General features: G+C 49.0%; 19 protein-coding genes and 3 pseudogenes. 17 read left to right on the top strand and 5 right to left on the bottom strand.

Annotation, left to right across the window (positions count from 1 at the left end):
- Positions 1-72: 72 nt before the first annotated feature.
- From PCO85_11940 to PCO85_11910, 7 genes and pseudogenes are all read left to right on the top strand, one after another.
- Positions 73-739: pseudogene (locus tag PCO85_11940) on the top strand (IS1 family transposase).
- Positions 740-1,123: 384 nt separating this feature from the next.
- A complete protein-coding gene (locus PCO85_11935) occupies positions 1,124-2,107 on the top strand; it encodes an NAD(P)-dependent oxidoreductase (protein WJV51977.1) in 984 nt (327 codons plus the stop codon).
- Positions 2,108-3,271, top strand: a complete 1,164-nt coding sequence (locus PCO85_11930) for a DegT/DnrJ/EryC1/StrS family aminotransferase (protein WJV51976.1) — start codon at positions 2,108-2,110, stop codon at positions 3,269-3,271.
- Between the two features lie 11 nt (positions 3,272-3,282).
- The gene (locus tag PCO85_11925) at positions 3,283-3,732 is read left to right on the top strand and encodes an NUDIX domain-containing protein (protein WJV51975.1); all 450 of its coding nucleotides are present in this window, start codon (positions 3,283-3,285) and stop codon (positions 3,730-3,732) included.
- Positions 3,729-4,610, top strand: a complete 882-nt coding sequence (locus tag PCO85_11920; protein WJV51974.1) for a hypothetical protein — start codon at positions 3,729-3,731, stop codon at positions 4,608-4,610. The genes PCO85_11925 and PCO85_11920 overlap by 4 nt, the downstream gene beginning before the upstream one ends.
- 104 nt (positions 4,611-4,714) lie before the next feature.
- Positions 4,715-4,927, top strand: a pseudogene (locus tag PCO85_11915) (transposase).
- A 216-nt stretch (positions 4,928-5,143) separates the two neighbouring features.
- On the top strand, positions 5,144-5,806 hold the full coding sequence (locus PCO85_11910; GenBank protein WJV51973.1) for a gamma-glutamylcyclotransferase: 663 nt from the start codon (positions 5,144-5,146) through the stop codon (positions 5,804-5,806).
- Between the two features lie 160 nt (positions 5,807-5,966).
- On the opposite strand, the gene PCO85_11905 is transcribed toward PCO85_11910, so the two are convergent.
- Complete coding sequence (locus PCO85_11905; GenBank protein WJV51972.1) at positions 5,967-7,016, bottom strand: DUF481 domain-containing protein; 1,050 nt, start codon at positions 7,014-7,016, stop codon at positions 5,967-5,969.
- A gap of 234 nt (positions 7,017-7,250) precedes the next feature.
- Entirely contained in the window at positions 7,251-8,528 is a 1,278-nt protein-coding gene (locus PCO85_11900) for an acyltransferase (GenBank protein ID WJV51971.1), read from the bottom strand.
- Positions 8,529-8,810: 282 nt separating this feature from the next.
- On the opposite strand from PCO85_11900, the pseudogene PCO85_11895 reads away from it, so the two are divergent.
- The 6 genes and pseudogenes from PCO85_11895 (at position 8,811) to mdcE (ending at position 13,654) form a co-directional block, all read left to right on the top strand.
- A pseudogene (locus tag PCO85_11895) lies at positions 8,811-8,933 on the top strand (integrase core domain-containing protein).
- A 252-nt stretch (positions 8,934-9,185) separates the two neighbouring features.
- Positions 9,186-10,847: a malonate decarboxylase subunit alpha gene (mdcA, locus tag PCO85_11890; protein ID WJV51970.1), complete on the top strand. Its 1,662-nt coding sequence runs from the start codon at positions 9,186-9,188 to the stop codon at positions 10,845-10,847.
- On the top strand, positions 10,847-11,713 hold the full coding sequence (locus PCO85_11885) for a triphosphoribosyl-dephospho-CoA synthase (GenBank protein WJV51969.1): 867 nt from the start codon (positions 10,847-10,849) through the stop codon (positions 11,711-11,713). The genes mdcA and PCO85_11885 overlap by 1 nt, the downstream gene beginning before the upstream one ends.
- A gap of 9 nt (positions 11,714-11,722) precedes the next feature.
- Positions 11,723-12,022 (top strand): malonate decarboxylase subunit delta, encoded by a 300-nt coding sequence (locus tag PCO85_11880; protein ID WJV51968.1) that lies wholly within the window; start codon positions 11,723-11,725, stop codon positions 12,020-12,022.
- A complete protein-coding gene (locus PCO85_11875) occupies positions 12,015-12,851 on the top strand; it encodes a biotin-independent malonate decarboxylase subunit beta (protein WJV51967.1) in 837 nt (278 codons plus the stop codon). The genes PCO85_11880 and PCO85_11875 overlap by 8 nt, the downstream gene beginning before the upstream one ends.
- A complete protein-coding gene (gene mdcE / locus PCO85_11870) occupies positions 12,848-13,654 on the top strand; it encodes a biotin-independent malonate decarboxylase subunit gamma (GenBank protein WJV51966.1) in 807 nt (268 codons plus the stop codon). Before PCO85_11875 ends, mdcE begins: the two co-directional genes overlap by 4 nt.
- A 4-nt stretch (positions 13,655-13,658) precedes the next feature.
- Here mdcE and PCO85_11865 read toward each other — a convergent pair whose 3' ends face one another.
- Positions 13,659-13,841, bottom strand: coding sequence for a hypothetical protein (locus tag PCO85_11865; protein ID WJV51965.1), 183 nt, complete (start codon positions 13,839-13,841; stop codon positions 13,659-13,661).
- On the opposite strand from PCO85_11865, the gene PCO85_11860 reads away from it, so the two are divergent.
- From PCO85_11860 to mdcH, 3 genes are read left to right on the top strand one after another with little or no spacing between them, the layout of a single operon-like run.
- Positions 13,821-14,780, top strand: coding sequence for an AEC family transporter (locus PCO85_11860; protein WJV51964.1), 960 nt, complete (start codon positions 13,821-13,823; stop codon positions 14,778-14,780). The two genes, PCO85_11865 and PCO85_11860, sit on opposite strands and share 21 nt — an antisense overlap.
- Before the next feature lie 13 nt (positions 14,781-14,793).
- Entirely contained in the window at positions 14,794-15,420 is a 627-nt protein-coding gene (locus PCO85_11855; protein ID WJV51963.1) for a malonate decarboxylase holo-ACP synthase, read from the top strand.
- Positions 15,417-16,352 (top strand): malonate decarboxylase subunit epsilon, encoded by a 936-nt coding sequence (mdcH, locus tag PCO85_11850; protein ID WJV51962.1) that lies wholly within the window; start codon positions 15,417-15,419, stop codon positions 16,350-16,352. The genes PCO85_11855 and mdcH overlap by 4 nt, the downstream gene beginning before the upstream one ends.
- Before the next feature lie 3 nt (positions 16,353-16,355).
- On the opposite strand, the gene PCO85_11845 is transcribed toward mdcH, so the two are convergent.
- Entirely contained in the window at positions 16,356-17,276 is a 921-nt protein-coding gene (locus tag PCO85_11845; protein ID WJV56068.1) for a LysR family transcriptional regulator, read from the bottom strand.
- Positions 17,277-17,551: 275 nt separating this feature from the next.
- Between PCO85_11845 and PCO85_11840 the strand changes: the two genes are divergently transcribed.
- The gene (locus tag PCO85_11840; protein WJV51961.1) at positions 17,552-17,800 is read left to right on the top strand and encodes a GlsB/YeaQ/YmgE family stress response membrane protein; all 249 of its coding nucleotides are present in this window, start codon (positions 17,552-17,554) and stop codon (positions 17,798-17,800) included.
- A 364-nt stretch (positions 17,801-18,164) separates the two neighbouring features.
- Here PCO85_11840 and PCO85_11835 read toward each other — a convergent pair whose 3' ends face one another.
- Positions 18,165-19,259, bottom strand: coding sequence for an ABC transporter ATP-binding protein (locus PCO85_11835; protein ID WJV51960.1), 1,095 nt, complete (start codon positions 19,257-19,259; stop codon positions 18,165-18,167).
- Between the last annotated feature and the right edge of the window lie 155 nt (positions 19,260-19,414).

Here is a 19,414-nt window from a genome sequence, read left to right as displayed (position 1 = left end):
ATTATTGGGAAATTCAGCAAAGGCTCTAATTGTTTGAATTTAATATATAATGTGACCCTTTGAGGTTTGCCTATGGCCTGCGTTAATGTGCATTGTCCCCGTTGTCATTCAGCTTTGGTTTATCGCCATGGTCATCACCCTAAAGGTCAGGAGCGCTCCCGCTGTCGTGAGTGCTGCTCTGTATTCCAACTGAGCTACACTTATCAGGCAAGAAAGCCCTGCGTTAAAGAGCAAATCGTTGATATGGCTTTCAACGGCGCAGGTGTTCGGGATACGGCAAGAACGCTAAAAGTCGGTATCAACACTGTCATCCGCACTTTAAAAAGCTTGTGACGAAGCGAGCGAATAACGTTCTCGCCAGTCGTTCATGCTGACGTAGCGCTCATCTGCGAACTCGATGAGCAATGGAGTTTTGTCGGCAGTAAAGCCCTCCAGCACTGGCTCTGGTACGCATACAATACAAAAACGGGTGGCGTACTGGCATACACCTTTGGTCTGAGAACTGCTGGCGTTGCTCGCCCCGTTTAACATCGGCATGATAACCAGCGATGACTGGGGCAGTTATGCCAGAGAGGTGCCGAAGGAGAAGCATCTGACGGGCAAAATATTTACTCAACGTATTGAACGCAATAACCTGACGTTACGAACCCGCATAAAGCGCCTGGCCCGTAAAACAATCGGCTTCTCACGATCGATTGAGTTGCATGAAAAGGTTATCGGGGCCTTCATCGAAAAGTGAATGTTCTACTAATTGGGTCATTACCCAATTAGTTAAGGATTAAATATTTTGCTTACTGGTCCCTGATATCTAAGCTGACTAATAGCCATAATAAATGAGTTTTAACGTAAATTAAAACTGGATATTACTCAGAATTGAAAGTGCGCATTCTATTCAGTTTTTAGGGCACAGAGAACGAATAGGAAGATATTTGAAATCCGTTGCCCCAAAGGATTATTAATTGGAGTTAAAAGTTTTTAGTACAATCTTTCATTGATGTTATTTAATTTATATTCCAATAGTATGAACTTTTTATTAAATGATAAAAATCATCAATAGTTATTGACTATTAAGAGTTCAAAGTATTAAAAATGCCCCACCTGACGAAGCTTTGAAATGGACAAAATGGAGAAGATACTGATAACAGGTGGCGCAGGATACATCGGAAGTCACGTCATAGAAATTTTACTTATGAATAATAAATCAGTTCGTGTATTAGATAACGGAATGTTTGGATTAGGGTCTCTATACCCTTTTTACGAAAATCCCAACTTCGAGTTAGTGGAGGGTGACCTGAGAAATATTTCTGATATAAGAAAATCAGTCAGGAATATTGATGTGGTTATTCATCTTGGAGGTATCGTGGGCAATCCGGCATGCAGTTACGACAAATTGACCTGTCAGGATGTTAACGTGACTGCAACGGAACGCCTTGCTGCCGCATCAGCCGAAGCTGGTGTCAGGCGGTTTATATTTGCTTCAAGCTGTAGTGTCTATGGTTATGGAACTCAGGTGTTTACGGAAGAGTCCGTCATGAATCCGGTAGACTATTACGCAGAAAGTAAAATTGCTGGAGAAGAAGCAATAAAGCAGTTTACGACAGATATGATTATGTCTACCTGTCGTTTTGCGACTGTTTTTGGCGTGTCACGCAGGATGCGGTTTGATCTTGCTGTAAATGGGATGGCAGCTTCGGCGTTTTATGAGGGGGTCTGCCATGTCCACGGCGGCGGACAATGGCGGCCATTTATTCATTGCCATGATGTGGCCATTGCCCTTTGTAAAATCAGCAGCGCATCTGAAAACCTTGTCAGAAACCAGACGTTTAATATCGGTTCAGATGAGCTGAATATGACTCTTGCTAAATTAGGGGATGAAATCGGGCGACTGGTCAAAGCGGCGCGGGTTGAAATTCATGGTGCTCTTTCTGATAACCGCAGTTACCAGGTTTCTTTTAAAAAAATAAGGGAGTCACTCGGCTTTACGTCCAGCATTTCAATTGATAAAGGCATCAGTCAGATTATCCATCTTATAGAAAGTCATATTATTCCCAGCCCCACGCTGCGCATTTACAGCAATCTGAAAACTACTGAACAACAGGTGGCGTAAATGGAAAATTTAACACAACCAGTTACAGCTGATAACAACAGCCGGATTTTCCCGGACGGACTTCCTTTTCTTAAACCATATCTTCCAGGCTTCAGTGAGATCGAGGATAACCTGAGGTCAGTAATATCTTCAGGGATGCTGACGAAAGGGAAGCTCAACGCACTTTACGAGAAAAATGTCAGCGAATATATAGGAACGTCAAACGTCATTGCCGTTTCTTCTGCAACCACAGGCCTGATTCTGACCTTGTTGGCGATGAACATTACTGGGGAAGTCCTCGTTCCGGCATTCACGTTCTGTGCAACGGCGAATGCAATCGTAAGAGCCGGAGCTACTCCGGTATTCGTGGATTGCGACTCTTATACGTATACGATCTGTCTGGAGGATCTGGAAGGGAAGATTACGTCTAAAACTCAGGCCATCATGGCGGTTCACGTTTTTGGGGTTCCCGCAGACTGTGAGCAACTGAAGAAGATCGCTGAGAAACATAATCTCAGGCTGATTTTTGATTCTGCTCATGCTATGGGGTCAGAGATTAATGGCAGAAAGATTGGCGGATTCGGGGATGCAGAAGTGTTCAGTACCACGCCAACAAAAACTCTGGTAACCGGAGAAGGCGGGCTGGTCTCGACGAATGACGAAGCTTTGGCAGAACGTATAAGAATAATGAAGGAGTATGGGAATAACGGCGATTATGATAATGCGTTTGCCGGGTTAAACGGGCGGCTGAGTGAGATGCAGTGTGCACTCGGAATAGCTTCCCTTCAGCATCTAAAAAAAAGTATAAATCGTCGTAATATACTCGCGGGGGTTTATAAGGTAATTCTCAGTGATGTACCTGGCATTGCGCTGCAGATGGTGCCTGAGAATATTGAGACCACTTATAAAGATCTTTCGATTGTAGTTGATGAAACTCTGTTTGGATGTGATAGAGATACACTCGCGGAAGCGTTGCAGAAGACGGGTATCCCCACGAGAAAATATTTCTATCCTGCGTTGCATGAAATGAAAGCATTTCGAGAGTATTTTCGCGCCTGCCTTCCCGTCACTGAAAATATTGCAAGAGGTATCCTGTGCCTTCCTCTGTATCCGGACCTGTCAGAAGAAGATGCGGAAAAGGTAGCAGTGGCAATACGTGCTGTTCAGGAAAATTATTCAAAATAATCAGGTAAAACATGTCATACGTAAAACACATGAGAAGCATGATAGGCCATCAGCAGCTACTTCTGGCGGGTGCTAACATAATTATCCTGGATGGCAGCGAACGTGTTCTTCTGCAACACCGCACCGACGGAAGCTGGGGACTCCCGGGAGGGCTTCTTGAGCCGGGAGAATCACTGGAGCAGACGGCTCTGCGTGAGGTGAAAGAAGAGACTAACATCGATATTCATGAGTTAACTCATCTTGCTGTCTTTTCGGGGGCCGAATATACCTTTATTCTGAGTAATAATGATGAAATAAATGTCATCACCTCTCTTTATTATACGAAGAAATGGTCAGGCGAAATAATAAATAATCCAGAGGAAGGTCAGACGCTTGAATTTTTCGACATAAATCACCTGCCTGATAATATGGATGCAGAGTATATTAATTATCTTCAGTATTATCAGGATAGAATGAAATGAGTCAGTCTGATGTAAGGCATGACGATCTATTCTTACGAGCTTCGGCCCGTTTTACATGTAAAAAATGGACGATTTTAATCGCCTTACTTTCTTTATTACTGTATATGGGATCGGATTTTCTGTCCAAAACACTCCTCAGTAATATTCCAGTTTCATGGATATCACTTTTCCGATTCAGCTGCGGATTGCCACTTTTATTGTTCTGCAATCCGGGTGCCTTTAATAGCAGGAAGGTAATGACTTTTGCAGGTGCTAATGTCATCAATTCGGTATGTGGCGTGTATGCAATTGTGGCGGGTAGTTTATCTGGCTTCGCGTTGGCAGGCCAGTTAAGACCTGTTTTTCTTATTTTATTCAGTGCCATAATATTAAAGATAAATTACAACTTAAAGTCATGGGCGTTGTTTTCAATTATCTTCATCATAAGTTATTTCTTATTTATTTCTGACAAAAATATTGGCCTTTCAGCAAACTATATTTATATTGCCAGCGTAGCCTTCCAGGCGTTTGTATTCTCAGGGTTGAGCCGTAACAACGACAGCCTCGTCAGCTATCTTGCTGTCTATAACTTCTGCGGGTTCATCCTGACATTGCTCTATATCTTATATAATAAGCTACCATTCCCTGACGCTCTCAGTATTAATGGACTGGTTCTGAGCGGGGTGCTGGCTATGGCAGGAAGCATACTGAACATCATTTCACTGTCTACGCCGTTCAGGCTGGAGGTTGGCTCCGTGAGCTATATCAGATTCCCCCTGACCCTCCTTCTTTCAGGGCTGTTTATGGGGGAAAGCATTCCTGCTTTAACATGGGTGTGCTGTACGGTTATTCTCTGGCTTGTGTATTTACTTAGCAAAACCCCACCCGTGAACAAGTAAGTTTGCTGTTACTGGTTTTTTTCACGCCTCTCAAAGACGTGGCTGCCCGTCAGGTTGACGTTCAGTATCTGGACGTCAGGCGACAGTTGATTGAGTCTTGTCAATTGATTAAAGACTGGGTCTTCGTGGTGAATATAGGACTTCACTATTTACCGCCTTACAGCCCGAATCTGAACCCGGTGGAGCGAATGTGGAAATTAATGAATGAACATGCGCGGAATAATCGCTATTTCAACAGTAAGCGGGAGTTCAAGGATGCGATATCGACATTTTTTAGCCAGACGCTGCTGGATATAGCGGATTCGCTGACATCTTGAATTAACGATCACTTTCAGGCGCTAAAACCTGCGTCTTGAGATTTATTAGGTATATAACGGCAATTGCACAGACTTAATAGAATGCAAAAACAGTAATGATTAGTTATCTTTTGCCGTAGAATAATCAAACTTACATTGATGATCCGGTTTATCATCGGTGAGAATATAGCGTGTCAGATGCATAGTAGAAAAGTTTCGGGGCGAGGGTGGTAAGCTGTGTTAACGCGTGATTTTTTGCAAAAAGCAGATTGTAGAACATCGTTTGGTTGTATTGAGGAAACCTTATTACTCACCCCACAGCAACGCGCTGATTCATTAGCGAAAACACTGGCATGTCGTCCTAATGACAGTCCGGTTTGGGTGTTTGGCTATGGTTCTTTGATGTGGAATCCAGTATTCGATGCTGAAGAGAAGAGCCTGGCGACGCTCAACGGCTGGCATCGGGCATTCTGCCTGCGCTTGACGGCTGGTCGTGGTACGGAAAACCAGCCTGGTCGAATGCTCGGTCTGAAACCGGGGGGTAATACTACCGGATTGGCCTATCGTTTGTCGGAAGCCACGTTACAGGAAGAGCTGGAATTACTCTGGAAGCGTGAAATGCTGACCGGGTGTTATCGTCCGTTATGGTGTGAGTTACTGCGACATGGCGGCGAGCCTATTTCAGCATTGGTGTTTGTCACTAATCCTGATCATCCTCAAGTGGAAGCGGATACCTGTATCCAGCATGTGGCGCCGTTGATCGCTCAGGCCAGTGGGCCGCTGGGGACTAATGCGCAATATCTGTTTGCGCTGGAACAGGAGCTTTATCATTACGGTATGACAGATGACGATCTGACGGCATTGGCCAGACAAGTATGGAAATTACAGAACGGTTGCTGAGACATTCATGAATAAACCGATTTCTGGGTAATCGGGGTGACAAATTTGCCGAGAGCGGATCCCCGCTTTCGCGGGGATAACCGGTTAAACAACTGCAACGCATTTGCTTGCACAGATGGATGTTTTTGTGAAAGCGAAGCCGTTCCTGATATCAAATTGATTACCAGCCTACGCCGAGCCCCAATGTATATAACGTGTCGTTGACATTACCCTGTACGCTTTCGGTACGGGCGCGTGTCACTTTCATGACCACGGAAGACCAGGTGGTTACTTTGAAACGCAGCCCTGCACCAGCCTTGAAATATAATGGTGTCGTGCCGTCAAAGGAGCGGCCGATTTCACCGTCGGTAAAGGCTTCAGTACGCTTACCGAACAGGAAGCGATCATAATTCCATTTAAGACCACTGGAGTAGAAGTTGTCCTTCTCGTCATTTTGGTAAATGAATTCCTGTGAGTTGATCAGCGTCGTTATAGAGAACGAGCCCAAGTCATTGTCCCAGAACTGATAACCAGGACCGGTACCGAAAGAGCGGTTGATTTTGATATCTTCAACCCAGTCTCGCTTGTATTGATAACGGGTCTGCCAGAACCAATTCTCGTCGATGAATTTATCCAGTGCATATTCACCAGCCGCATTTTTGGTACTTTCCACTTCATCTTCTTTGGCCATATGGTAGCTGGCATCAATGTTGTGACGCCAGGTACCGTGGCGAAGTTTGGTGTTTAGCGTGACATCATGATTATCGGTTTCAGTAGAGCTTTTCTTGTGAGATAGGCTGACATCAATATTACCTTTCCAGGAGAAATCCTCTATCAGCGGCTTAGGCTCTACCATAGTGGTGATACTTGATAGTGGCAACGTTTCCTGAGCGCCACTGACCTGACCATCGTCGATAGCGGGTCGGGCGATGATCGCACGCGTTTCGGCCGGTTTTATCGATGGATAAAGCGTACCTTTTTCGTAGCGATGACCCTGAATGATCATTCCATGGTCGGTCTGGAAAGTTTTTACTTTATCCCAGGAGATAGAAACGGTGTCTGCATAGTCTGTTTTGATGAACAGTTTACCGCTATCCAGTAGGGTGATTTGTCCGCTGAGCTTGTCGCCGTTGGCTAACCAGACCGTGTCTGCATAACTGCAAGAAATACCTGCGGCACTGAGACTGATAAACAGGCTCAGAGACGATATTGCATATTTGGAGTTTGTCATTTTGTTAGATAAACAGTAGTGACTCATAGTGAAAGACGTCATTGAGGACGTACGGCCGATAAAGAAAAAACCGGTTCTACCCGGCGGTGCAAACATTAACAGGAATCATGCTGGGGCTCTATGCATAACTGTCTTATTGATAGAATGTAAATTGTTATAAATAACGTTATTAATGAGGTTCCGCTATATATGACGCTACTCATATTGTTGTCACTGTTATAGCGGAATAGATAGTTACACCGCGCGACGGGGTGGCCCAGCCTGAGGAGACAAAAAGCGCGTTGTTAGCGATTGACGTAGTTTGATTACTACCCGTTCCTGAAAGAGCAGACAAAGGGTAATGGTGGAAAGCAGGAATATGCCGTAACCGACAAGTGACAATTGCACCTGACCGGCTATGCTGATGCACTGTGACCAATTAGTGAAGCACTCAAGTGGATTGCCGCGCACTAGCTGTTCACCCGTGCGGAACAGATTAAACAGCGGAACATGCAACGCAAAAATAGATAATGAGGTCGCCCCCAGTCGAGTCGACCAGGTTTTTACCCAGGTGCGGCGAGGTTCTTTGGCTTGTGCACACAGGTATACCAGTGCAACTTGTGCGGGTAGCAGTAACCCGTTGTGCAGCAGAAAATACCAATAAGGTGCCCCGCTCCGGGTGAACAACCAGGTGGCAGCAATAAAACTTAATCCGATAAAACATCCCAGCCCTCTGTTTTGCCAGGATGTCAGTGCCGGCAATTGGCCGTCACGGCATTTGCGAAAAATGGCATAGCCAAGCACACCGGCCAAAAATTCTGGTAGGCGAAGGAGCGGCGCACGTTGCAATAAGCCGGTATAAGGTATGCCGTACCATTGGTGCCAGACGGCCAATACAGCGGGCACCAGGTAGAATAGGCATATCATTGCCAGCCACAGGCGGGGATAACGACGGTTCACCAACCAGGGGGCCAGCAACGGAAATAACAGATAAAAGAAAAACAGGGTGGACAAAGACCATAATGGCGCATTAAACGTCAGAAAATAGGGGTTCCATGCCTGAAGCATCAACAGTTGTAGCAAGCTGTTAAACATCAACTGGCTGTTGGTCATGTAATGCCGCAACGTTTCAGGATTTACACTGGGATCATTGCTGTCATAGATAACAAAACGGGCACTGGCCGCCTGACCTTCAGGAGGAATGGCTAGCCAGTACATCAGGCTAACAGCCAGGATTGATGTTACTAAGCCGATAATATGTATTGGATACAGATTAAAGAAACGTTTGGCTAAAAATACCCGTGCCGGTTCTCGTAACTGGCCATTCCGAATGTAGACATGGGTCAACAAAAAACCTGACAGTACAAAAAAAGTACTGGTGGCAAAGAATCCCATGCTGGTCAGCTCACTGAGGAAAGGGATACTTTTACGTTGCGGGTAAACGTGGAATGTATGATAAATCATGACATAACAGCCCAGCAGAAAGCGAAGCCATTCCAGTCCGATAAATCGCTCTTTACTACCAACTTGCATTATTTATCCTCCAGTGCCTGATAACAACGCAATGAAGCGCAGTAATAGCACTAGTCTAGTCAATAAATATGGGGAAATATTTAGGAAAACGGCTATAAATTAAGAGAAGTCTTTTGAATGCCTCAATATACAAGTAATTATGAAAAGTAATGTATAGAACCGTATATCTGTGTATTTTTTATTAGATTAATAAACAAAGGGTTATATAAGAATATATATTCTTTGTACTTCATGTCGGTTGCGTTAGAACACTTTTTCTTGTAATACCCACACAGCGGCTTCACAGAGCGCTGGCTGACGGAATACAACAGCGGGCGGCCTCATGAATCCCTGAATAACCTGACGCCGGAAGAATACCGGCTGATGACTGAAAAACTGGAAATCTCAAAAAGTGTGTGGAACTAAAAGCGGTGTGCTTACACTTACAATTTCATCTCCACCACGCTTCAAACGGACTGGATTTCAGACCAACTGTGACGTTGCCAATATATCACACATCCTAACTAATTGATTTTTAGACTCTAAAATTTTCCATTACTCCCAGGCTAACGTTTGTGACAGGTGATTAATTGATAGCCAATCGCTACCTTCCTATTCTGTTGCTACGCAAAAACGCGACCCGCGTAATACGTAATAAATAACCGGGGAGGTTTATATATGTCGTTTCAACAGCAACCCACACGCGTTTGGGATACCCGTCGTCAGGAAAAGCGTCGACGTATTGAGAGCGTACAGGGTTTGGTCTCAGGAAAAGTGATTCCCACCGATGACATCATCGACGCACTGGAAAAGCTTATTGCGCCCGGCGATCGTGTCATTCTGGAAGGAAACAACCAGAAGCAGGCGGATTTTCTGTCTCGTCAATTAGCGGAGGTGAGCGCATCACATATTCATGATCTGCATATGATCATGCCTAGTGTCGGGCGACCGGAACATCTGGATATTTTTGAGAAAGGTATTGCCCGTAAGTTGGACTTCTCGTTTTCCGGCACTCAGAGTCTGCGTATTTCGCAGCTGCTGGAAGATGGTTTACTGGAAATCGGCGCTATTCACACCTATATCGAGCTTTATGCTCGACTGTATGTGGATTTAGTGCCGAATGTGGCCCTTATCGCCGGTTACAAAGCCGATCGCCACGGTAATCTGTACACCGGGCCGAGCACCGAGGATACCCCGGCATTGGTGGAAGCCGCCGCGTTTAAAGACGGTATTGTGATCGCTCAGGTGAATGAGTTGGTGGAAGATGAGTGCGATCTGCCACGTGTAGATATTCCCGGCTCATGGGTTGATTTCGTGGTGGTAGCCGACAAGCCATTCTTTATCGAACCGCTGTTTACCCGTGACCCTCGTCTGATCAAACCCGTGCATGTGCTGATGGCAATGATGGCCATCAAAGGCATTTATGCCAAACACCAGGTGCAGTCACTCAACCACGGTATTGGTTTTAACACTGCCGCCATCGAACTGCTATTGCCCACCTATGGTGAACAACTGGGATTGAAAGGGAAGATTTGCAAACATTGGACGCTGAATCCGCATCCGACCTTGATTCCAGCGATTGAAAGCGGATGGGTAGATACCGTTCATTGCTTTGGTGGCGAACTGGGCATGGAAGACTATATTGCCGCTCGCCCGGATGTTTTCTTTACCGGCAGAGACGGCTCGATGCGCTCCAATCGCGCATTCTGCCAGATGGCCGGGCAGTACGCCGTCGATATGTTTATTGGTTCAACTTTACAGGTTGATGGGCTGGCGCACTCGTCTACCGTTACCCGCGGGCGCTTGTCTGGCTTCGGTGGCGCACCCAACATGGGGCACGATCCGCATGGTCGTCGCCACGCTACCCCTGCCTGGCTGGACATGATTGAAGAACCTGATCCACTTCAGCGCGGCCGCAAGCTGGTAGTACAGATGGTGGAAACCTTCCAGGCAGGCGCCAAACCCACATTCGTGGAAAAACTTGATGCTGTTGATGTCGCTAAAGAGACATCAATGCCGTTGGCGCCGGTCATGATTTACGGCGATGACGTCACCCATGTTCTGACTGAAGAAGGGATTGCCTACCTGTACCGCGCCAAATCGCTGGAAGAACGGCGAGCAATGGTCGCCGCAGTGGCAGGCATTACTGATATAGGTCTGGGCGTAGATGCCAAACGCGTGGCGAGCCTGCGACAGGAAGGCAAGGTGGTGTTCCCGGAAGATATGGGGATTCAGCGTACCGATGCCAGTCGTTCACTGTTGGCGGCGGGCAGCATTTCCGATTTGGTTGAATGGTCCGGCGGATTGTATAACCCACCGGCTAAATTCCGGAGCTGGTAATGCTATCTCCTTCCTGTTTTTTCGATCGCGCTGCTGAGACTGGTGCCGCGTTTCTGGCAGAACAGGCGACTCACGCACTACTGGATGAGGTTCGCTTGTCGCCAAAACCGGGCCTGGTGGACAGCCGTGGCAACGGTGCTCATCAGGATCTGTCGCTGGCATTGATGGAGCGTTCTGCCTATAGCCTGCAACCGACATTCCATGCGCTGGCGTTGGCGGGTTGGCAACGCCGAGCTGATGTCGCACTACGCCGGGAGATCGGAGAAATAGGCCGTGAAGGTGAAGTTGCCATGATGCAGGCCACCGCTGGCGTCAATACGCATCGCGGCGCCATTTGGGCTCTGGGGCTATTGGTAACGGCTTCCGGCATGCTCGGTGGCCAAGGCGCACCTGAACAGGTGGCGCAACAGGCGGCACAACTGGCACAACTGTCTGACTCTGCCAGTCCTAAACGCTTCAGTAAGGGGTTGATTGCCACCCGCCGCTATCACGTTCCCGGTGCCCGGGAAGAAGCGCAGCAAGGGTTTCCTCATGTGATACGGCTGGCGTTACCGCAGTTGTGGCGCAGCCGGACGATGAACAGTGGTGAGCAGGCCGCCAGACTGGATGCGTTAATGGCAATCATGACTAGCCTGAGTGACACCTGCGTGTTGTCTCGTGGTGGGGTGGCAGCGCTGGATGCGATGCAACAAGGTGCCAGACAGGTACTTACCGCCGGTGGTTTTTCCCATCCAGACGGGCGTCAGGCGCTGGAAACATTGGAAAAGCATCTGTTGCAGTACAACGCATCTCCCGGCGGTGCGGCAGATTTACTCGCCGCCACATTGTTTCTCGATCGGGTCTTGGCCCGTGGAGTAACCAGATAAGAGGACGTTATGGAAAGTATTGAATTACGTTATCCGGCACAACAAAGTCTGCCGGGCAGAGCATTGGTAGGCGTGGTGGGCTCCGGTGATTTGGAAGCTTTGTATGAACCCGCCACGGATCAGACATTGACGATCAGGATTAAAACGTCCGTTGACGGTAGTCGGGTTCACTGGCAAATGCTGTTTGACCGGCTGAATACCTTGACGACGTTGCCGTCTGGCTGTCTGGACATTAATGATTTTGGTGCCACGCCAGGTGTAGCACGGTTACGCATCGAACAGGTTTTCGAGGAGGCCAGCCATGCGTGATGCCACCAGCTTTATTGAACTGAGTGCTCGCCAGCGGGCGCGTAACTTGCTGGATGACGGGACGTTCCACGAGTTACTGGGGCCGTTTGAGCGTATCACGTCGCCGTGGCTGGAACCACAGGGCATTGTGACGCAGGCGGATGACGGGATGGTGGTCGCCAAAGGCACCATCAACGGTAATTCGACAGTGGTGATAGCGGTAGAAGGGGCGTTTCAAGGCGGCAGCATGGGGGAAGTCTCTGGTGCCAAGATGGCGTCGGCACTGGAGTTGGCAGCAGAGGATAACCGCAAAGGTATTCCCACGCAGGCCGTGCTGTTGCTGGAAACCGGTGGTGTGCGTTTGCAGGAGGCTAATCTCGGATTGGCAGCGATAGCCGATATTCATGCCGCTATTGTTGATCTGCGTCGTTATACCCCCGTTGTCGGCATTGTTGCCGGGACAGTGGGGTGTTTTGGCGGTATGTCGATTGCTGCCGGATTGTGTAGTTACCTGATCGTTACCCGCGAAGCCCGGCTCGGCCTCAATGGGCCACAGGTCATTGAGCAGGAAGCCGGAATTGATGAGTATGACTCCCGTGATCGTCCGTTTATCTGGAGTATGACCGGTGGCTCAGTGCGGTATCGCAGTGGTTTTGTTGATAGGGAAGTGACCGATTCACTCCCAGCGGTAAAAGCTGCCATGCAGGCATGTCTGGAACGTGGTGTACCGGAACAGCATCGCTCGGAACGGTTTGACTGGTTCTTGAACCGGTTGACGTCTTTTGATACCCGCCAGCAGGCTACTGCCGCGCTGACCGAACAGTTATTTACCCGGGAGGAACGCGCATGAGTATTTTACCTTTAAGCCGCGGAGCGTATTGGTTTTCACTACTCACTGCGGGAGCCGTACCGGTAACGGGGCTCTGTCCATCTGTCCGTGTCGCCGACGGTGACATTGACGGACAGGCCGCTCGTTTTATTGCCGTAGTACCGGATGCCAATAATCAGTATCCGCGGGCTGCTCACGGCGAAGTCGGGCTGCTGGAAGGCTGGACGCTAGCGAAAGTGGTCACGCAGGTGGTGGCGGAAGATCGTCAGCAAACACAAAAACGAGCCATCGTGGCTATCATCGACGTTGCCAGCCAGGCATATGGTCGTCGGGAAGAAGCGTTCGGCATCCATCAGGCGCTGGCTGGTGCGGCTGGCGCTTATGCCAGTGCTCGACTGGCGGGGCATCCGGTGATTGGTCTTATCGTCGGCAAGGCGATGTCCGGCGCGTTTCTGGCGCATGGTTATCAGGCTAATCGGTTGATCGCTTTCAATGACGCAGGCGTGATGATTCATGCCATGGGTAAAGCCTCTGCGGCGCGCATTACACTGCGTTCGGTGGAGGCATTGGAAAAGCTGGCCGCCACTATTCCGCCGATGGCTTATGACATTGAAAATTATCACTCATTGGGGCTGCTGGATCAGTTGCTGACCATTGTGGATCCGCTTAATGCCAGTGTTGATGAACAAACACAGGTATATACGGCGATTAGTGATGCAATTACCTCTGCCCGTCAACAAGGCACTGATCTGCGTAATCGGTTAGGTGCGAAAAACCGCCACAGTTCTCAACTGGTGCGGGAACGTATGCGCGCTGAATGGTAGTGCATTAATGCGCTGCCTGCTTTTCTAAAACGCGCTGTGCGCGCTGGTGTGTACGGCAAAAAGTGCGCATCAGCACGTTGACACCTGCCTGATAATCACCACAACGTGCAGACATCAGGCTGAATGTACCATCAACAATTTTTTTCTTATTGGTAACAGGTGATTTATGACCTACGTGATTATTCATGCCTTGGCCCCGATTTTTCTTATCATGTTGCTGGGTTTCTACGCAGGAAAGGCCAAAATGGTGGATAACCAGAATGTGTCTTTACTGAATATTTTTGTTATGGATTTTGCCCTGCCGGCCGCGCTGTTCAGCGCAACAGTACAGACGCCCTGGCGCGGCATTGTCGACAAATCGCCACTGATTGTGGTGTTGGTTCTGGCGATGTGGATTACCTATGCGGCGATCTATTTTTTCTGTACGCGTGTGTTACACAAATCACCACAGGATTCGGCGGTACTCACGTTGACAGTGGCGCTGCCCAACTATGCGGCCCTCGGCCTGCCAATCCTCGGTAGCGTACTGGGGGGATCCACTACCACGTCGCTGTCGGTGGCGGTATCCATTGCCTGCGGATCGGTACTGATGACGCCGTTCTGTCTGTTGATTCTGGAACGGGAGAAGGCGTTAGCCGCAGGTCAGGCGCAGGGTTCCACTCTCGCGATGCTACCGGTACTGATGTGGCGTTCGGTGAAAAAACCGATTGTCTGGGGACCGTTGCTGGGGGTGGTACTCTCAGCCGTAGGGATCCATATGCCGGAAATCGTACTGACATCGATTAAACCACTAGGTCTGTCGGCAACCGCGTCGGCACTGTTCCTGACCGGTGTCATTTTGTCCGCTCGTAAGCTGAAGGTGAATAGTGCGGTAGTGATTGCCAGTATCACCAAACTGCTGGTGCAGCCACTACTGGCATGGGGACTCGTATTGGGACTGGGACTACATGGCGAAGTGGCGATTACTGCGATCCTGATGATTGCTCTGTCTGCCGGTTTCTTTGGCATCGTCTTTGGCAACCGTTTCGGCGTACAGTCGCCGGATGCCGAGGCTACACTGCTGATTAGCTCGATGCTGTGTATCATCACATTGCCGTTGTTTATCACCTTGACTGCCGGATTGTAACTGGAGTCTGTCGATGATTCGTCCGCATGATTTGATCTGGGTTGCCGATCTTGCTGCATTGGGCACCGAACAGGAGCTGCCTGAATGGGTAAGTCAGCAATGGCATATCGGTCTACCACTGGTCGTCCGTCGGGACAAACACCATGCCGGACGAATTCCTGCGGGCATTCGTGGGACGCAACGTAGTCAGCGGGCTGCCGTCTGGGTAGACGCTGCGGCTGTGCATCGAATCACAACCCCCGAGTCACTGGTGACCGACGCCTTTGTTTTATTGCGTTCACCATTTATCTCCCTGCCGCCAGTACAGGCGCTGATGAGTTTGTTGCGCCTGTTGAGAAACTGGCATTGGGGCGTGACCGGCAGTTGTGGCTATGCGCTGGCAACCGGGCTTCCGGTGATGCATGACAACAGTGATCTGGATATCGTGGTGCGTTGTCCGCAGCCGGTTGAACGCACAACGTTGATTGAGCTGACGAGGTGCCTGCAATTAATACCATGCCGCATGGATGTCCAGATTGAAACACCACAAGGCGGCTTTGCCTTGCTGGAGTGGTTGCGTAGTGATCGGGTACTGATAAAAACCAATGCTGGCCCACGGCTATCTGTTTCTCCGTGGGACACTGATGAGATGACACTATGAAAATTCTGTTTACGTTTCCCGGGCAGGGGGCGCAAGTCGCGGGTATGTTGCATCAGTTACCGGATAATATGGCCTCGCGGCAACTGCTCGTGCAGGCCAGTGATGCGCTGAGTGAGAATGTGCTGGCGCTGGATAGCGCTTCTGCGCTGCATTACACCCGCGCAGTTCAACTCTGCCTGCTGATTGCTGGTGTGGCTTATGCCACCGAATTGGACATGTCGGGCGTCGCGCCGGATATCGTCAGTGGCTTGTCTATTGGCGCTTTCCCCGCCGCGGTGATTTCTGGCGCGCTGGATTTCAGTGATGCGGTACGCCTGGTGGCGTTGCGTGGGGAATTGATGGAATGTGCCTATCCGCAAGGTTATGGTTTGACCGCAATAAGCGGTTTACTACAACCGCAGATGGAACGACTGCTGGTAGAAGAGTATAGCGTGGCATCACCAGTCTATCTGGCGAACATTAATGCTGAAGATCAGATGGTGATTGCCGGCAGTGATGCCGCTATGCAACGAGTGATACAACGGGCTCGTGACGCTGGCGCCCATAAAGCTCAGCGGTTGGCAGTCAGTGTACCTTCGCATTGTGCTTTACTGGATGAGGCGGCACAACAACTGTCCGATGCCTTACAGAAAGTCAAGGTGCAGCGTCCGCGAGTCGCTTACCTGAGTGGCAGTAATGGGCGAGTGTACTGGCAATCAGAGCAGATTTCACGGGATTTGGCATTGAATATGGCGCGTACTGTGCATTGGCATGACGCGATGATTGCGGCCAGCGAACGGGGTGTGCAACTGGCTATCGAAATGCCGCCTGGCTCGGTGCTTACCGGATTAACCCGACGAGCATTGGTGCAGGGTGAAGCTATTTCTCGTTGTCAATTGGGGGTGAAGGCAGTAACGGAAATTGTGGGCCGCTATCGCCGGTATGCCCGGTAAAACTCAAACGGTACCAACAGCACGAGCGTACATTCTGCCTTCTGCCGCCAGTGCCAAAACATTAGGATCCAGCTCGCGATTGCGGGAAAACACCAGCGCAATGGTTTGACGCATTGGGTAGTCATCACACAGTGGCATTAGATGTACGCCATTTTCATAGACTTTCTTCATCCGTCCGGGTAACAGGGTATAACCCACACCCGCCTGCACCAGACTGGTCATTGAAAAAATATCGTTGACGCGGGTAACAATATCCGGCTCAAAACCAGCGATCTGAAAGGCTTCGCTGAATCCGTGGTAGGTGGCAAAACCTTCTGTCAGCGCAACGAATTTCTGGTTGCGAAAATCACGTAAGTCAGCCGGGCCGTCCACGATCAGTGGTGAGTCGGCTGGTGCCGCCAAGAAAATATCATCCTTAAACAGGGGGAGTGTTTCGAAATGGTTGGCATCAACCTGACTATCGGAAACCGAAATCAGAATGGCATCCAACTGCTGATTTTCCAACTGAATGAGCAGGTCTTGGTTGGATCCCATCGTCAGATCAATTTCGATTTCCGGGCGACGGACTTTTAACCCCATAATCAAGCGGGGGACAGTTTCCAATGTCAGAGAATACATGGTGCCAATCTTCATGCGTTGCTGACCAAAACCGGCTGCTTGCCGGGTTTCTTGAATACCTTTCTCTGTCAGCCCGACAATATCGCGGGCGAAATCCATAAGTGTGTGTGCGGAAGGTAAAGGGATTAGACTGCGGCCACGATGAATAAACAACGGGCAACGAAAACCCTCCTCCAGTGTGTGTAATGCGCGATGTACGCTGACACTGCTCAGGTTCAACTGTTCTGCGGCCCGGCCTATATGTTCTGTGTCCATAAATGCCAGAAAAATTTCTAGCTTTTTGAGCGTAATATCACTGTCGATCATCATAACCGTCTGCGGTGCGGAATCAGGCCCGTACCTTATCAAATTTGAGCGTAGTGGTTTTACCGATTGCGGAGATAACGATGGATTTATCTGTTTTTTTTTGATCTCAGCCGGATTTTACTCGCACTGGCTCGTTGTGTGTTCAGAAGAAGAATTGTCTGTTTTATGGATTTACTGGTTTGATTTTTTGTAAGTTTGCGCATTTGGTGTAATGCTTAAGTCGCTAAGCAGATGGCCTGAGGTTATAGGCGTAGAAACTAAGAGGAAAGGTATTTATGGGCATTATTTCATGGATTATCTTTGGTTTGATCGCCGGCATTCTTGCTAAATGGGTTATACCTGGACAGGATGGCGGCGGCTTTGTTATGACCGTTCTGTTGGGAATCATCGGTGCTGTGGTGGGGGGGTATATCAGTACGTTCTTTGGTTTTGGCCGGGTCAATGGTTTCAATATCGGTAGTTTTGCTGTAGCGGTTATTGGCGCGGTGGTCGTATTATTGATTTACCGTAATATTCGCAGCTAGTCAGCATTCATTATCCGCGTCCTTGGGGATGCGGATCTCTTCAACACCTGCTGTTGTTTAAACTCTCCTGGGGTATTACCTCTCTCTTTCTCCAAACGCCAGATGGTTATCCATTTGACTCGGCGCTCAATCTGAAGCAGGCAACACACAAAGAAATCGTAGCTACTTTTGCCCGGCGATGTAAATTGCAATGGTTTCCGGAAGGGACTTCAACCGGTTAAAGGTAGACGTAAACTACAATACGCTTCACTTAATCCTGTTGTTGAAGTAGCCACTGCGTTTGCTTCCAGAAGGGATACCGAACGCGGTGGCTACCTCGCCTGACAGACATGCATCATGATACCAGCAAATACACACATCCGTCTTAGTGCGTCGTGACGGCATCCAACGCTCGCAAGTTTTCCGGCATCCAGGACAGTTTTACTTCCGAACCGATTTTCCAGGCCGGGTTTACCTCGCTAGCAGGCATTTTTATCATAAATTGTGGCTGTCCGGCGACTTCGGTTATTACGCGGACGTGGTCGCCTAAATAGATAAACTGCTGAATACGGGCACTTATCTGCTGTGCGCCGGTGGGCAAATGTTCGTCATTAACTTTCACCCGCTCCGGCCGGATGCACAACGTGATCTTTTTACCCGGTGAACTTGGCCGGACTTTCAGTGCCTTCAGCGTGGTACCGTCATCCAGACTCACATGGTAATAGTCGCCATCGGTACCGGTCTGTGTACCGATCAGTGTGTTGTTTTCACCAATAAACTGGGCAACAAATGTGTTCTGTGGCCGTTCATAAATATCGTTGGGGTAATCCATTTGCTGGATGATGCCATCGTTAAATACCGCCACTCGATCAGACATAGTCATCGCTTCACTTTGATCGTGAGTGACATAGACCACTGTCAGTTCCAGTGCCTGATGCAGTGCCTTGATTTCCAACTGCATGTGTTCGCGTAACTGCTTATCCAATGCACCCAGCGGTTCATCCATTAATACCAGACGGGGTTCAAATACCAGGGCTCTGGCTAGCGCTACACGCTGTTGTTGGCCACCGGACATCTGTGCCGGATAGCGATCCGCCAGGTTTGTCAATTTCACCCGGTCCAATACCCGATCCACTTTCTCTTTGATATCGCTGCGGTTCATGCGGCGAATAGACAGGGGGAATGCCAGATTCTCTGCCACAGTCATATGCGGGAAAAGCGCATAGTTTTGGAAGACCATCCCAATACCGCGTTGATGCGGCGGCAGGTTATGCAATGGTGTATCGCGCAACAGGATTTCCCCTTGCGTCGGAGTTTCAAACCCGGCCAGCATCATCAGACTGGTGGTTTTGCCAGAACCGGATGGCCCCAGCATGGTCAGAAATTCGCCTTCCTGAATATCCAGATTAAGATTCTTTACTACTAATCGATCGCCATCGTAGGTTTTCTGAATATTCTTGAAGCTGACATAGGTTTTCATTATTTCATTCTCTCACTGTGTCTGGAACAGCAAGTTATATGCATAAACCATGCCTATTAATGAAATGGGCGCATGACAAGCAGGGTTGTCAGGATAAATCGGCACGCTGAACGCATGAGCCACACGTTCTACCTGTGGTGATGCATGAAATCTTA

Origin of the sequence: Prodigiosinella aquatilis, from assembly GCA_030388725.1 — a bacterium.
Taxonomy (GTDB): domain Bacteria; phylum Pseudomonadota; class Gammaproteobacteria; order Enterobacterales; family Enterobacteriaceae; genus Prodigiosinella; species Prodigiosinella aquatilis.
Note: the sequence above shows the minus strand (reverse complement) of the source record. Positions and strands in the feature narration are given on the sequence as shown.

Excerpts from the sequence above, each read along its gene's own strand:
- PCO85_11935 (WJV51977.1), top strand. The coding sequence starts at position 1,124 with ATGGAGAAGATACTGATAACAGGTGGCGCAGGATACATCGGAAGTCAC.
- PCO85_11930 (WJV51976.1), top strand. The coding sequence starts at position 2,108 with ATGGAAAATTTAACACAACCAGTTACAGCTGATAACAACAGCCGGATT.
- PCO85_11925 (WJV51975.1), top strand. The coding sequence starts at position 3,283 with ATGTCATACGTAAAACACATGAGAAGCATGATAGGCCATCAGCAGCTA.
- PCO85_11920 (WJV51974.1), top strand. The coding sequence starts at position 3,729 with ATGAGTCAGTCTGATGTAAGGCATGACGATCTATTCTTACGAGCTTCG.
- PCO85_11905 (WJV51972.1), bottom strand. The coding sequence starts at position 7,016 with ATGACAAACTCCAAATATGCAATATCGTCTCTGAGCCTGTTTATCAGT.
- PCO85_11900 (WJV51971.1), bottom strand. The coding sequence starts at position 8,528 with ATGCAAGTTGGTAGTAAAGAGCGATTTATCGGACTGGAATGGCTTCGC.
- mdcA (WJV51970.1), top strand. The coding sequence starts at position 9,186 with ATGTCGTTTCAACAGCAACCCACACGCGTTTGGGATACCCGTCGTCAG.
- PCO85_11885 (WJV51969.1), top strand. The coding sequence starts at position 10,847 with ATGCTATCTCCTTCCTGTTTTTTCGATCGCGCTGCTGAGACTGGTGCC.
- PCO85_11880 (WJV51968.1), top strand. The coding sequence starts at position 11,723 with ATGGAAAGTATTGAATTACGTTATCCGGCACAACAAAGTCTGCCGGGC.
- PCO85_11875 (WJV51967.1), top strand. The coding sequence starts at position 12,015 with ATGCGTGATGCCACCAGCTTTATTGAACTGAGTGCTCGCCAGCGGGCG.
- mdcE (WJV51966.1), top strand. The coding sequence starts at position 12,848 with ATGAGTATTTTACCTTTAAGCCGCGGAGCGTATTGGTTTTCACTACTC.
- PCO85_11860 (WJV51964.1), top strand. The coding sequence starts at position 13,821 with ATGACCTACGTGATTATTCATGCCTTGGCCCCGATTTTTCTTATCATG.
- PCO85_11865 (WJV51965.1), bottom strand. The coding sequence starts at position 13,841 with ATGAATAATCACGTAGGTCATAAATCACCTGTTACCAATAAGAAAAAA.
- PCO85_11855 (WJV51963.1), top strand. The coding sequence starts at position 14,794 with ATGATTCGTCCGCATGATTTGATCTGGGTTGCCGATCTTGCTGCATTG.
- mdcH (WJV51962.1), top strand. The coding sequence starts at position 15,417 with ATGAAAATTCTGTTTACGTTTCCCGGGCAGGGGGCGCAAGTCGCGGGT.
- PCO85_11845 (WJV56068.1), bottom strand. The coding sequence starts at position 17,276 with ATGATCGACAGTGATATTACGCTCAAAAAGCTAGAAATTTTTCTGGCA.
- PCO85_11840 (WJV51961.1), top strand. The coding sequence starts at position 17,552 with ATGGGCATTATTTCATGGATTATCTTTGGTTTGATCGCCGGCATTCTT.
- PCO85_11835 (WJV51960.1), bottom strand. The coding sequence starts at position 19,259 with ATGAAAACCTATGTCAGCTTCAAGAATATTCAGAAAACCTACGATGGC.